The 13,577-nt window shown below is 49.7% G+C and carries 9 protein-coding genes, 4 tRNA genes and 1 pseudogene; 2 read left to right on the plus strand and 12 right to left on the minus strand.

The annotated features are described in order from the left end of the window. Positions 1-211: 211 nt before the first annotated feature. Both CBP31_RS04430 and dusA read right to left on the minus strand, forming a co-directional pair. On the minus strand, positions 212-940 hold the full coding sequence (locus CBP31_RS04430; RefSeq protein WP_087035056.1) for a glutathione peroxidase: 729 nt from the start codon (positions 938-940) through the stop codon (positions 212-214). A gap of 601 nt (positions 941-1,541) precedes the next feature. Beyond that, the gene (dusA, locus tag CBP31_RS04435; RefSeq protein ID WP_087035057.1) at positions 1,542-2,528 is read right to left on the minus strand and encodes a tRNA dihydrouridine(20/20a) synthase DusA; all 987 of its coding nucleotides are present in this window, start codon (positions 2,526-2,528) and stop codon (positions 1,542-1,544) included. Between the two features lie 132 nt (positions 2,529-2,660). Between dusA and zur the strand changes: the two genes are divergently transcribed. Further along, positions 2,661-3,101 (plus strand): zinc uptake transcriptional repressor Zur, encoded by a 441-nt coding sequence (gene zur / locus CBP31_RS04440; RefSeq protein ID WP_087035058.1) that lies wholly within the window; start codon positions 2,661-2,663, stop codon positions 3,099-3,101. Between the two features lie 72 nt (positions 3,102-3,173). Here zur and alr read toward each other — a convergent pair whose 3' ends face one another. Then, complete coding sequence (gene alr, locus CBP31_RS04445; RefSeq protein ID WP_087035059.1) at positions 3,174-4,262, minus strand: alanine racemase; 1,089 nt, start codon at positions 4,260-4,262, stop codon at positions 3,174-3,176. Positions 4,263-4,271: 9 nt separating this feature from the next. Continuing rightward, positions 4,272-5,666 (minus strand): replicative DNA helicase, encoded by a 1,395-nt coding sequence (dnaB, locus tag CBP31_RS04450; protein ID WP_087035060.1) that lies wholly within the window; start codon positions 5,664-5,666, stop codon positions 4,272-4,274. A 218-nt stretch (positions 5,667-5,884) separates the two neighbouring features. On the opposite strand from dnaB, the gene CBP31_RS04455 reads away from it, so the two are divergent. After that, positions 5,885-6,748, plus strand: a complete 864-nt coding sequence (locus CBP31_RS04455; RefSeq protein WP_087035061.1) for a Tim44 domain-containing protein — start codon at positions 5,885-5,887, stop codon at positions 6,746-6,748. 628 nt (positions 6,749-7,376) lie between these two features. Here the strand turns inward: CBP31_RS04455 and CBP31_RS04460 are convergent. The 8 genes and pseudogenes from CBP31_RS04460 to recA all read right to left on the minus strand — a co-directional run bounded on the left by CBP31_RS04460 (position 7,377) and on the right by recA (position 13,349). Next, positions 7,377-7,453 (minus strand) — tRNA-Arg (locus tag CBP31_RS04460). Positions 7,454-7,506: 53 nt separating this feature from the next. Next, a tRNA-Arg gene (locus tag CBP31_RS04465) sits at positions 7,507-7,583 on the minus strand. Between the two features lie 55 nt (positions 7,584-7,638). Then, a tRNA-Arg gene (locus CBP31_RS04470) sits at positions 7,639-7,715 on the minus strand. A gap of 6 nt (positions 7,716-7,721) precedes the next feature. Continuing rightward, positions 7,722-7,811, minus strand: a tRNA-Ser gene (locus tag CBP31_RS04475). Between the two features lie 146 nt (positions 7,812-7,957). Next, complete coding sequence (csrA, locus tag CBP31_RS04480) at positions 7,958-8,149, minus strand: carbon storage regulator CsrA (RefSeq protein ID WP_087035062.1); 192 nt, start codon at positions 8,147-8,149, stop codon at positions 7,958-7,960. Positions 8,150-8,393: 244 nt separating this feature from the next. Further along, positions 8,394-11,014, minus strand: a pseudogene (gene alaS, locus CBP31_RS04485) (alanine--tRNA ligase). A gap of 372 nt (positions 11,015-11,386) precedes the next feature. Continuing rightward, complete coding sequence (locus CBP31_RS04490) at positions 11,387-11,854, minus strand: regulatory protein RecX (RefSeq protein WP_087038612.1); 468 nt, start codon at positions 11,852-11,854, stop codon at positions 11,387-11,389. Positions 11,855-12,278: 424 nt separating this feature from the next. Continuing rightward, entirely contained in the window at positions 12,279-13,349 is a 1,071-nt protein-coding gene (recA, locus tag CBP31_RS04495; RefSeq protein ID WP_087035063.1) for a recombinase RecA, read from the minus strand. Between the last annotated feature and the right edge of the window lie 228 nt (positions 13,350-13,577).

Genomic DNA, 13,577 nt, shown 5'->3' on the forward strand with positions numbered 1-13,577 from the left:
GCGCCGAGCTAACATATACAGTTCATTGTTGAGGTTGGTGCATAAGAACCTACTGCGTAGGTTTTCGCGGTTAAAACGCGCGACTACATTCTTGCACTATGCCGATAACGGCGCTGCTGTTGGCTAAACAAAAAAGCAGCGCCGACGGGTATCGGCGCTGCTGATGGTATTGAAATAGGTTAAATCGTTAAACTACACGACAGAGCAAGCGTTAAGCGAAATATGCGGTTAGCTCTTCGCTGCCGCCGATATGACGGCCATCGATAAAGATCTGCGGTACCGTGCTATGACCGGATACGGCTTTTAAGGTAGTGCTGCTGACGCCTTTGCCTAATACCACTTCTTCAAAGCGCATGTTTTTATCGGACAACATTTGCTTAGCACGCAAGCAGAACGGGCAACCGGGCTTACTGAATACAGTAATGGCCGAGGGCTTAAGCGCTGCAGGGTTAAGGTAAGCCAGCATGGTGTCGGCGTCGGACACCTCAAACGGGTCACCTGGCTTATTAGGCTCGATAAACATTTTGTCGATAATGCCGTCTTTCACCAGCATAGAGTAGCGCCATGAACGCTTACCAAAACCTAAGTCTTGTTTGTCCACTAACATGCCCATGCCGTCGGTAAACTCACCATTGCCATCTGGCAGCACACGAATATGCTCGGCTTCTTGGTCTGCTAACCAAGCGTTCATCACGAAAGTGTCATTCACACTTAAACATACGATATCGTCAACGCCGTTTTCGGCTAATACCGCAGCTAACTCGTTATAACGTGGTAAGTGAGTGGAAGAACAAGTGGGCGTAAAGGCACCGGGCAGTGAAAACACCGCGACGGTTTTACCTTTAAAAATATCGTCAGTGCTCACGTCCACCCACTGCTCGCCTTGGCGAGTTCTAAATGTAACCTGAGGAACAGCCTGACCGGTTTTATCTTCTAACATAACTTACCCCTTAATGAGTGTGCTTTGTTTTAAGTGTGTTTTGCTTCAATGGGGTCAGTATGCCCAAATGGGTGGCGTAAGTTAAACCGTTAGTTCCTATTGCACCGATAGGTAAAACCTATCAACTTCAGAAACCAAGCGAAACAAAAGACTAACGACGCTGCGATCGGTTCTAGTCTCGTCCCCATGTGCAGCAACGATATGCAGCTGGAACGGTCGACGTTCGACGCTCCGCATTCAGTTTTTCCCGAAAGGCTTAGTTCAGCCGCAAAGCGGCCTAATATCAATTGACCGCGCCGGGATGAACAATACAAAACAGACATCGCAAAGCAATATATTTGCTGTATCGGATCCGGCGCTGCCGAATTTCGGCGCTCAAAGCGCGTGGCAACCACACAAACCGAGACCTTGAAATTTCGTCATCGGGCTTGCCCCAGTATCTCGCTCTTTTTTAAGTCTCAACAGCAAACCGAGATCCTGACGTGCGTCAGGATGACGGCCTAAAGATTAAGAACAGCGCTAAGCGCCTACCACCAAGCGCGAGCTAACAGATAAACAAAGTTCCTTGTTGAGCTTGGTGACTGGCGCTCGGCGCTGTGCGTTAATCGATATAACAAAATTCAGGTACCTTGGACATGGCAGCTTCTACCACTTCTGGGCCGGCACCGGGTTTGTGGGCGTTTTCACTTAAATGTCGACGCCAAGCGCGGGCACCCGGTAAGCCTTGAAATATTCCCAAGGTATGGCGTGTCACATTGCCAAGATAAGTATTTTGGCTCAATTGTTGCTCTATATAGGGCAATAATTGGCGGATCACCTCATGGCGGCTCGGCACTTCATAGCGGTCACCAAACAGCTCGCCATCCACTTGTGCCAAAATATAGGGGTTTTGATAGACCTCACGGCCCAGCATAACGCCATCGAGTTGTGCCAAGTGCAGCTTGGCGTCATCCAGCGTTTTAATGCCGCCATTTATCGCTATGGTGAGATTAGGGTAATCACGCTTAAGCTGATAAACGCGCTCATAATCCAGCGGCGGCACATCGCGATTTTGCTTAGGGCTTAAGCCTTTTAGCCAGGCTTTGCGCGCATGTACGATTAGCGCATCCACGCCCACTTCGGCTAAGCCATCGACCAGCGTACAAAGAAACTCATAGCTATCCTGCTCATCAATACCGATGCGGGTTTTCACCGTTACTGGAATGGCCACCGCCGCCTTCATGGCCGCTATGCTGTCGGCCACACGTTGAGGCTCTGCCATTAAACACGCGCCAAACATGCCGTTTTGCACTCGATCTGACGGGCAACCGACGTTAAGGTTAATTTCACCGTAGCCGCGCTGTTCGGCCAATACCGCACAGGCCGCTAAGGCACTTGGGTCGCTGCCGCCCAACTGCAAGACCAACGGATGCTCTGGTTCACTAAAGCTAAGATAATCACCTTTGCCATACAAAATCGCGCCGGTAGTGACCATTTCCGTATACAGCTGCGCATGGCGGCTCATCAGCCGATGAAAGTAACGGCAATGGCGGTCAGTCCAATCGAGCATCGGAGCGACGGAGAAGCGAGCACTAGGATAATGAGTCATATAATTGAAGTCTTTTTGTACACAAAGGCCGCCATTATACCCAAGGTGGTGCACTACCCAAAGCTTGTTTAGATGAAGCTAAAGATGAGTGTGGTAAGATGCGCGCTGTGATCAGTGAGGGTGCTATCAAATATGTCTATTCCACATCAGCTTGAGCGTGCGGATTTGCTGTGTAAACAGCGCGGTGTGCGCTTTACTCCGACTCGCCGTAATGTGTTTATGCTTATCGCTGAATATCCAGGTGCGGTGAGCGCTTATGACTTATTAGATAGGCTAAAAGAGCGAGAGCCCAACGCTAAGCCGCCCACTGTATATCGGGCCTTGGATTTTTTGTTAGCTCAGGGGTTTGTGCATAAGGTAGAGTCGTTAAATGCCTTCTTGTTTTGCGAGCATTTTGACGAGCATCACCCCATGCAATTGCTGATCTGTAATCAATGTGGCTTGGTGATTGAGCTGCACGATGATGCCATTAACCAAGCCTTTGAACAGCAGGCGCAATTGAATGGTTTTACGATTACCAATCAGTCCATTGAAGCCCACGGCCAATGCCGACAGTGCCAAGCTGTGGAATAGCGATGTTGAATGGTAAATTTTTAATGTCTAATTAAACATTCACCATTCAAAATTCAACATTGCGCGCAGTGCTTAATCCACGTATTCCCAACGCGGGCGGGCGGTTAAGCGGGTCACCAGTTCATAGGCAATGGTGCCTACGTGGCGCGCCACTTCTTCTGCGGCCAAGCCCTCTCCCCACAGCAAGACTTCATCTCCCACCTGCTCATTGCCCTCTGGGCCAAGATCAACGGTGGCCATATCCATGGCTACGCGCCCCACTAAGGGCACGCGACGGCCATTAATCAGCACAGGCGTGCCAGCTGGTGCCATGCGCGGATACCCATCCCCGTAGCCCACGGCTATGACGCCGATGCGGGTATCTCTGGGGCTCACCCAACTGCCGGCATAGCCCACCGGCTCGCCGGCTTTATGCTCGCGCACCGCAATTAAGCTACTGGTAAAGTTCATGGCAGGACGCAGGCCGACGTCTGTGCCTTGCTGGTCGCTAAAGGGCGTAATGCCATAAAGCATAATGCCGGGGCGAATAAAATCCGCGTGTGCTTCAGGAAACGCCATGACACCGGCCGAGTTACAGAGCGCGCTGTGTTTCACCTTGCCAGCAGTGGCTTGCTTAAAACGTGTAATGGCCGCTTCGGTAACGGCGCGCTGTTCGGGCTCATCGGCGCGGGCAAAGTGAGTCAGGGCATTCACCGGCTGTATCACTTGCTTGATGGCGCTTAACCGCGCCAATATTGCTTCGGCTTGCTCTGGTGTAAAACCGATGCGATGCATACCGGAATCGATTTTAAGCCACACCGTAATGGGTGCGGCTAAGGGCGTGCGTTCCAGCAACGCCAGTTGCTCGGTTTGATGAATACAGACTTGGAAATTATGGCGGGCAGAATATTGCAGTTGGTCGGCGTTTAAAAAGCCCGACAGCAATAAAATAGGTTGGGTGATGCCACCAGCACGGAGCTTTTGCGCTTCTTCAAAGCGCGCCACGGCAAATAAGTCGGCCTCGTTTTTTAACGCAGTAGCCACGCTCAAGTCCCCGTGACCGTAGGCATTCGCTTTCACTACTGCCATCACTTTAGCCGTGGGGGCCAGTTGTTTAGCTCGGCGAAAATTATGCTGTACTGCGGCTAAACTGATGCGAGCAATAGCTCCGTGTGCATCCATTCCTGCTCCTTAATATTCATCATCAAACGCCGGCCCCGCGTAGTTATCAAAGCGTGAATATTGCCCCTGAAACGTGAGCCGAACTCTGCCTATAGGTCCATTTCGTTGCTTGCCGATAATAATTTCGGCGATACCTTTCTCTACGCTATCGTCGTGATAAACCTCATCGCGATAGATGAACATAATCAAATCCGCATCTTGCTCAATGGAGCCAGATTCACGCAGATCCGAGTTGATCGGCCGTTTATCGGCGCGCTGCTCTAGGCTTCGGTTTAACTGCGACAATGCCACTACCGGCACTTCCAGCTCTTTGGCCAAGGATTTCAGCGAGCGGGATATTTCGGCAATTTCCAGCGTCCGATTTTCTGATAAGCCCGGCACCGACATCAACTGCAAATAATCGATCATGATCATGCTAATGCCGCCGTGCTCGCGGGCAATACGTCGCGCCCGCGCTCGTACTTCGGTGGGCGTTAAGCCAGAAGAGTCATCAATATAAAGCTGACCTTTTTCCAGCAACATGCCCATGGTGGAAGACAATCTTGCCCAATCTTCATCATCTAACTGACCAGTACGGATCTTAGTTTGATCAATGCGCCCTAACGAGGCGAGCATCCGCATAATAATCTGCTCAGAGGGCATTTCCAAGGAGAATATTAGCACAGGTTTATCACTTGTCAGTGCAGCGTGCTCACAAAGGTTCATTGCGAAAGTCGTTTTACCCATAGAAGGTCGAGCGGCCACGATAATCAGATCGGAAGACTGAAAACCCGCGGTCATTTTATCCAGATCTTTATAACCCGAAGACACACCGGTAATGCCCTGATGCGGATTTTTATAGAGCTCTTCTATTTTACCGACGGTTTTTTCCAGCAAGCTGCGCAGCGGCTGAGGCCCTTCATTGGCATTGGTGCGGCTTTCGGCAATTTTAAAAACTTTGGTTTCTGCCAGATCAATCAGCTCACCCGCATTACGGCCTTGAGGATCAAAGCCCGCCTCGGCAATATCATTGGCCACGGCTATCATTTCTCGCACCAAGGCCCGCTCACGCACAATCTCTGCATAAGCCCCTATGTTGGCGGCGCTGGGGGTATTTTTGGCGATTTCGACTAAATAAGAAAAGCCACCGACCGTATCCAGAGATTCGTGACGCTCCAGCTCTTCTTGCACCGTGATCAAGTCGATGGGGTTGTTCAGCATGCTCAGCCGTTGCATGGCTTGAAAAATTAGCCGGTGCGGTCGACTGTAAAAATCTGGCTCAGAGACTTTTTCCGACACTCGATCCCAAGCATTGTTATCCAGCAATAAGCCACCCAGCACAGATTGTTCTGCTTCAAAGGAATGGGGCGGCATTTTTAGCTGGGCCACAGCCTGATCGATTTTAGTGACGGTTTTCTCGCTCATGAAGTTCTCTCTGCTATTACCTATGACCAGGGCGTGAGTAGGTCAGTCATAAGCGGTTATTGTACTGTGATAGCCGACCATTAACACTGTTCGATTATCTGCACCTCAACCACTATTCGGTGTTATTCTATTTGGTTAATGCGTGATCACTTGATCACCCGTTGACATAACATGTCCCTGCTTTAGGATGTGCTTGTCTGTCATTCAAGGAAGTTAACATGCGCAAATTGCTTACGTTATTTACACTTATTTTTGCGATTGGCATTACTGCCACCGCATTTGATGCCGAAGCCCGTAAAATGGGCGGCGGTCGCTCTTTTGGTAAGTCTTATAAAACAGCTCCTGCTCAACCCGCTAAACAAAACACCGCTAACCAAGCCGGTCAAACTCAAACGCCGAAGAAATCAGGCGGCATGATGGGTGGTCTGTTAGGCGGCTTGTTGGCCGGTGGCTTGCTGGCTGCTTTGTTCAGCTCAGGTGCCTTTGAAGGCTTTAAGATGATGGACTTCTTGCTGATGGCAGGTCTGGCATTTGTAGCCTTTAAGATCTTTAGCACCTTACGCAAAGGAAAAGCGCAAACGGCGCGCCCCGCGTTCGGCGGCCCCCAGCAGTTTGAAGCCCCCAAGCCGTTTGCAGCTACACCTGCTGCAGATACCAATACTGCTAGCAGCGGTTTCGCACCTAGCGATGTGCCGTTTAACCTGCCCCCAGGTTTTGATATGCAGGCGTTTTTGCAAGGCTCACGGGAGCATTACCGCACCTTGCAAGAGGCGTGGAATACCAATAACTTAGAAAAGATCCGCGAATACGTGTCTCCGGAGCTGTTTGCTGATTTAAGCCAAGAGCGTGCTACCTTAACTGGCGACCAACACACAGAAGTGATGTTTGTGGACGCCGAGCTGGTACGTGCTGACCATACCTCTTATCACGCCCAAGTGAGCTTGAAGTTTAGCGGTCGCTATCGCGACAGCCAAGAAGCCATAGAGCAAGATATTAAAGAAGTGTGGCACTTAGAGCGCGACCTAACCACCGATAACGCCCCTTGGTTAATCGTCGGCTTAGAAGACGAAGCATCAGCTTAAGTTAGCTATATGATTAGATAAGGCGCCTCAGGGCGCCTTTTTTGTGTCTGAGGTTTATGCGCAATGGTGAAGGGTGAATGGTGAATGGTGAATGGTGAATTAAATTTACTATTACACCCAACCCCACCGCCACCAACATATTCCACGAATGTAGTCGCGTGCTTTAGCCGCGAAATCCTGCGCAGCAGGATCTGGTGCAGCAATGCTATTGCTTTGCGATGCCTGTTTGGTCTTGTTCCACCCTTTGCCAGAGCATGGGTAGAAAAGCTAAAAATGATATGGCGGCACATTTAATATCGGAGCAAAGATATTGCTGCGCAATATTGCACCGCTCAAAGCCGCATCTACAGAAAGCCATACCTTAGGCAAGGAGCTGAATGCGGGTTTATGTTGAGGTCTTGACCTTGTAGAGCCAGTCTCTTCGGTAAAGAGACTGAGGGCTACGAGTTCGACGTCTTTTGTAGGCGTAAATTTATTCGCATTACGCCGCAGGCGTAAATCTTTAAACTCGGCCAGCTGCGCTGGTCCAGCGAATACTCTCTGTATAAAATAATTGCGACTACAAGAGCATAAACAATTCACAAACCCCAAACGCAAAAAAACCTGCTCGAGGCAGGCTTCTTTAATGTGGTGCACCCTGGAGGATTCGAACCTCCGACCGCTCGGTTCGTAGCCGAGTACTCTATCCAGCTGAGCTAAGGGTGCGGTTAAAACTGTAAATTTTGTTTTTGTTCTTTACTTCAATCTGTACATTTAGATGGTGCACCTTGGAGGATTCGAACCTCCGACCGCTCGGTTCGTAGCCGAGTACTCTATCCAGCTGAGCTAAAGGTGCAGCTTTAAAATGTCTTACTCTTTTATAACCAACACCACATGTGTTGGTTACGATATGGTGCACCCTGGAGGATTCGAACCTCCGACCGCTCGGTTCGTAGCCGAGTACTCTATCCAGCTGAGCTAAGGGTGCGAAATATGGCGGTGAGGGAGGGATTCGAACCCTCGATGCGGATTAACGCATACTCCCTTAGCAGGGGAGCGCCTTCAGCCACTCGGCCACCTCACCGGTTTATGTGGCGTATATTACCGTCACACGAAAATATGTCAAACCCTTTTCTCACCTGTTTTGTTCGTTTGCACAGTCTTTGTGCGCTTTGCACTAAAAGTCGTCATTTTGAACAAAAACCACCCCAGAATTACTTAACGAGTGACTTAATAATTCTCATCTGCTGCGTTGCCTTTCTCGGCTTGAATACGCATATAAATCTCTTCACGGTGCACAGATACTTCTTTAGGTGCATTAACACCAATGCGAACCTGATTACCCTTTACACCCAATACGGTGACCGTTACTTCATCACCTATCATCAGGGTTTCGCCTACTCGTCTGGTCAATATCAGCATCTGGTGCTCCTGTGGCTGCTATGTATTAGAAATAATTGTTATTTATTATCCGCTAAAGGGGTGCAAAAACCTAGTCTACTTTGTTAACAATTGCGGCTAATCGTTACAAAATCAAGAGGCCTGTCAATGACAGGCCTCTTATATTCACAAATCAAGTGCTAATCACAGTTCAAGCGCTCGATTGTAACATCACGCTATGGCTGATAGTTATAGCTCAGGTTAGCGCTTAGCGGTAGGTTTTAGCTTATAAACGTTCCGTTAACCAAGGTGCCACCGAGGCCAGTGCCGCAGGCAGTTGTGCGGGCTCAGTGCCCCCTGCTTGGGCCATGTCGGGGCGACCACCGCCCTTACCGCCTACTTGCTGGGCAACCAGGTTCACCAGCTCGCCCGCCTTTACCTTGCCCGTTAAGTCTTTAGTCACGCCGGCAATCAAGCTCACCTTGCCGTCGTTAACCGTCGCCAGCACCACTATGCCAGACTGCAGCTTCACTTTAAGGTCGTCCAAGGAGCCGCGCAGTGATTGGCTCTCGGCACCCTTAAGATCTGCTATCAGCACCTTAGTGCCATTAATCTCGAGCACTTGCTCTAATAACGCCGTGCCCGCTTGTGCAGTGAGCTTGGCTTTAAGCTGCTCGATTTCTTTTTCTAACTGACGGCTGCGATCCAGCGTTTGCTTCACTTTTTCTGCCACCGAGAACAAATCACCTTTTACTAAGCCGGCGGTGTGCGCTAACTCAGTATTAAGCTGATGCAGGTAGGCGAGTGCAGCATCACCGGTCACGGCTTCGATACGACGAATACCGGCCGCAATGCCGCTTTCAGACAAGATCTTGAACAAACCGATATCACCGGTGCGCTGTACGTGAGTACCGCCGCACAGCTCGGTGGAGGCATCGCCCATAGAAACGACGCGCACTTCATCGTCATACTTTTCACCAAACAGAGCCATGGCACCGGCTTCTTTAGCGCCGTCTAAATCCATTAACTGAGTAGCGACCGCGTGGTTAGCACGAATATCTTTGTTCACCATGTCTTCGATTTCACGCAGCTCCGCCGCTGTCATGCCTTCAAGGTGCGAGAAGTCAAAACGTAAGCGTTCAGGATCAACCAAGGATCCTTTTTGCGTCACGTGCTCGCCCAATAACTTACGCAGGCTAGCGTGCAGCAAATGCGTCACCGAGTGGTTCAGTGCAATGGCTTGGCGACGATAACTGTCGACGGCGGCCGTGACCGATTCACCCACTTCTACTGTGCCCAGCTCCAGCACACCTAAGTGCAAGACGCCGTTACCAGCTTTCTTGGTGTCTTTTACCACAAACAGGCCGTCGTCTAGCTTGATCACGCCAGAATCGCCTACCTGACCGCCAGACTCACCGTAGAACGGCGTTTTATCCAAGACGATGGCAGCTTCTTCACCCGCAATCAGGGCCGACACCGACTCACCGTCTTTAAAAATGGCGGTAATATTGGCAGGCTCGGCTAAATGCTCGTAACCGGTAAAGGCTGTGGTGCCCTCCACTTTCAGGGCTTTGGTGTAATCCACACCAAAGTTAGAGGCTTCTTTAGCGCGCTCTCGCTGTTGCTGCATTAACACTTCAAAGCCCGCTTCGTCGATGCTCAGCTCGCGGTCGCGCAATACGTCGGCGGTTAAATCCGCCGGGAAGCCATAGGTATCATAGAGCTTAAATACCACTTCGCCTGGCAGCACTTTGGCCTCACCCAGCTCAGTAATGGCATCTTCTAACAGCTGTAAGCCACGGCCCAGTGTGCGGGCAAATTGCTCTTCTTCTAAACGCAGCACTTTTTCGATAATAGCGCGTTGAGTGTTGAGCTCCGGATAGGCTTCAGACATTTGCTCGCACAACGCGCCCACTAGCGTATAGAAGAACGACTGCTCGGCTCCTAACTTGCGGCCATGACGCACGGCGCGGCGAATAATACGGCGCAACACATAGCCGCGACCTTCATTGGACGGCATAACGCCATCGGCAATTAAGAAGGAGCAAGAGCGAATATGGTCGGCAATCACCTGTAGAGATTTACTCTCTATATCATTGGTGCCTACTGCCACGGCAGCCGCTTTAATCAGTGCCTGAAATAAGTCAATTTCGTAGTTAGAGTGCACGCCTTGCAAGATGGTCGCGATGCGCTCTAACCCCATGCCGGTGTCAACAGAGGGCTTAGGTAGCGGCTCCATGGTGCCGTCTGCATGACGGTTAAACTGCATGAACACCAGATTCCAGATTTCGATATAACGGTCGCCGTCTTCCTCTGGGCTGCCCGGTGGCCCCCCCAAATCTGCTCACCGTGATCGTAAAATATTTCACTGCAAGGTCCACAAGGGCCGGTATCGCCCATGGTCCAGAAGTTATCAGACTGGAACTCACCGCCTTTATCGCCGATACGTACGATGCGCTCTTCTGGCACGCCCATTTTTTTGGACCAAAGATCGAAGGCTTCATCATCGGTGGCATAAACGGTCACCCACAGCTTCTCTTTAGGCAGTTTCACCACTTCGGTTAAAAACTCCCAGGCAAAACGAATCGCGTCTTGCTTAAAGTAGTCACCAAAGCTGAAGTTACCCAGCATTTCAAAGAAGGTGTGGTGGCGGGCGGTGTAACCCACGTTTTCCAGATCGTTATGCTTGCCACCGGCACGCACACAGCGCTGCGAGCTGGCCGCCTTGTTATAGGCTCTTTGCTCTAACCCTAAAAACAGATCCTTAAATTGGTTCATACCCGCGTTGGTAAACAGCAAGGTAGGATCGTTATGGGGAACCAGTGAGCTGGAGCCCACAACTTGGTGGCCTTGTTGGCGAAAATACTCGAGAAACGCGGTGCGTAACTCAGATGTGGTCATCTGCATGGATAATCCTGTTCTATCACTCGGTTCATAGGCGTTAACCCAGCTAATTTAAAAGGTATCTGCGCTAATGTAAAACGCAGCCTGCCTTTTGCCGGCGTTTAAGGAAGTTAACGGCAGAATAACAGCTAACTCGTCCGTCGTAACCTCTGAGGGCTTTTAAGACATTAGACATTATTTTGCAACGGAACCCACAGAAGAACACGGAAAAGTAGTGATCAGATCTGAAAAAACATTCATTGATAAGAGATTTTATGGCTAGATCTTACCCATAATCGCTTTGGCCTTTATCGATCTTATCTCAGCTTAATTTTTCCGTGGATTCCGTGGCAACAATGGTTTGGCCTTTAACTGATAGCAGCCGAAGGCACCTACTCAGTCTGGCTCGGTTTCTAGCGCGTAGCGCACTTGTTCGGAATTAAAACCCCGACTTTGTAAGTAACGTACTCGTTTAGCCTTCTCTTTAATGTCATCAATGTCGCGGCCGCGAAAGCGCGACTGATAACAAGCTAATGCCAGCTCAAACCAATCGGTCTCATCTTCTTCCAGCGCCAGTTCGATAATATGTTCGTCCACCCCCTTACGCTTTAGCTCCATGCGAATGCGCATAGGGCCGTGCTTTTTAAACACATGTTGGCGCACTTGAATGCGGGCAAAGCGCTCATCACACAGCCATTGCTGCTCCACTAATTTATCGAGGGCAGTTTCAATGAGCTCGGGATCAAATTGGCGTAAACGCAGCTTTTGTGCGAGTTCGAGACGGCTGTGATCACGGCGCGACAACAGCCCTAAGGCGCTATGCCACAAGGCTTCTGGGGTCAGTTTTTTGGGGTCTTTAATCATAGTGAAATTGTAAGGGGTGAAGCGTAAAGAGTGAAGAGCACCCAAGCTAAACAAAGGGCGGTGTTGATGTTTATGCCGTCATCCTGACGAAAGTCAGGATCTCGCTTTAGATCTTAATGACTAAAGCCCATTTTCCACGGAACGCACGGAAAAGTGAAGGAAAAATAGTGATCAAATCTGAAAGGTAAAAAGCGTTAAATGGTAAGAGCAAAACAACCCGCCTTCGGTAGGTGAGCCCTTACCATTAAATATCTTAGTCAGTTGTCACCCGTGACTGCGTCCGTAAGTTCAGATTTGCTTCCGTGGCAAAGAAATCTTTAAGCTCTGGGGTTGGTTTAACCCTTCACTCTTTACGCTAATTTAAAGCACATAAAAAAGGCCGGGAGTACCCGGCCTTGATTTTTAGACATCGTTATAAATAGCGTTAGAAGTCTTCTTTTTCGCCTTCAGGCAATTTGTTGCCTAAAGCGCCGGGCGCATCTTCTACTTTCACTTTTTCTTCGCCGGCTTTCAGCAGCAGCAAGTCGCGCAGCTTTTTCTCAATCTCATCAGAGATGTGCTTATGCTCTAACAAGTACTTAATAGAGTTGGCTTTACCTTGGCCAATTTTCTCGCCTTGGTAGCTGTACCAAGCACCGGCTTTGTCTACAAACTTGTGCTTAACGCCGAGCTCAATTAGCTCGCCTTGCTTAGAAATACCTTCGCCGTAAATAATCTGGAACTCGGCTTGTCTAAAGGGCGGCGCTACTTTGTTTTTCACGACTTTAACGCGGGTTTCGTTACCCACTATTTCATCGCCCTCTTTCACCGCACCAATACGACGAATATCGAGGCGCACTGAGGCATAGAACTTCAAAGCGTTACCGCCAGAAGTGGTTTCTGGGCTACCGAACATCACGCCAATTTTCATACGAATTTGGTTGATGAAAATCACCAAGCAGTTGGCCGCTTTAATGTTACCGGTCAATTTACGCAGCGCTTGAGACATCAAACGGGCTTGCAGGCCTACGTGTGAGTCACCCATTTCGCCTTCAATTTCGGCACGCGGTGTGAGTGCTGCCACCGAGTCAATAATGATCACGTCAACTGCACCGGAGCGCACTAACATGTCACAGATTTCTAATGCTTGCTCGCCGGTATCGGGCTGAGAAATAAGTAACTCATCCACGTTAACACCCAGCTTAGCCGCATAGAGCGGGTCTAGCGCATGCTCAGCATCCACGAAAGCACACACTTTGCCTTCACGCTGTGCTTCGGCAATCACTTGCAAAGTTAGCGTGGTTTTACCGGAGGATTCTGGTCCGTAAATTTCAACCACTCGCCCCATGGGCAAGCCGCCAATACCCAGCGCGATATCAAGTGATAAAGAACCTGTAGACACTGAGTCTATGTTCAACGCTTTGTTGTCACCCAAGCGCATAATGGAGCCTTTACCAAATTGCTTTTCAATTTGACCAAGGGCTGCGGCTAAGGCTTTTTCTTTATTTGGATCCATGATTGCTCCGCTGGGTAAGCTAATGCGTCTAAAAATTTATACGCTGATTATACTGGTTATTCGTACAGTATCAAGTGTGCATCTAGGTGGCAGTCCGCGACTCGAAGATAGCAGTGTAAGACGTAGTTTACGAAACATGACTCGATTAAGCTAACAGCTACGAATCGGACTCATAAGGCCTTTAGATTAGACTAAGTGCCGCACTTTATTAAGCCACTCTCATTAAGC

The sequence above is a fragment of the Oceanisphaera profunda genome (genome assembly GCF_002157895.1).
In the GTDB taxonomy this organism is placed as follows: Bacteria; Pseudomonadota; Gammaproteobacteria; order Enterobacterales; family Aeromonadaceae; genus Oceanimonas; species Oceanimonas profunda.

Excerpts from the sequence above, each read along its gene's own strand:
- CBP31_RS04430 (WP_087035056.1), bottom strand. The coding sequence starts at position 940 with ATGTTAGAAGATAAAACCGGTCAGGCTGTTCCTCAGGTTACATTTAGA.
- dusA (WP_087035057.1), bottom strand. The coding sequence starts at position 2,528 with ATGACTCATTATCCTAGTGCTCGCTTCTCCGTCGCTCCGATGCTCGAT.
- zur (WP_087035058.1), top strand. The coding sequence starts at position 2,661 with ATGTCTATTCCACATCAGCTTGAGCGTGCGGATTTGCTGTGTAAACAG.
- alr (WP_087035059.1), bottom strand. The coding sequence starts at position 4,262 with ATGGATGCACACGGAGCTATTGCTCGCATCAGTTTAGCCGCAGTACAG.
- dnaB (WP_087035060.1), bottom strand. The coding sequence starts at position 5,666 with ATGAGCGAGAAAACCGTCACTAAAATCGATCAGGCTGTGGCCCAGCTA.
- CBP31_RS04455 (WP_087035061.1), top strand. The coding sequence starts at position 5,885 with ATGCGCAAATTGCTTACGTTATTTACACTTATTTTTGCGATTGGCATT.
- csrA (WP_087035062.1), bottom strand. The coding sequence starts at position 8,149 with ATGCTGATATTGACCAGACGAGTAGGCGAAACCCTGATGATAGGTGAT.
- CBP31_RS04490 (WP_087038612.1), bottom strand. The coding sequence starts at position 11,854 with ATGATTAAAGACCCCAAAAAACTGACCCCAGAAGCCTTGTGGCATAGC.
- recA (WP_087035063.1), bottom strand. The coding sequence starts at position 13,349 with ATGGATCCAAATAAAGAAAAAGCCTTAGCCGCAGCCCTTGGTCAAATT.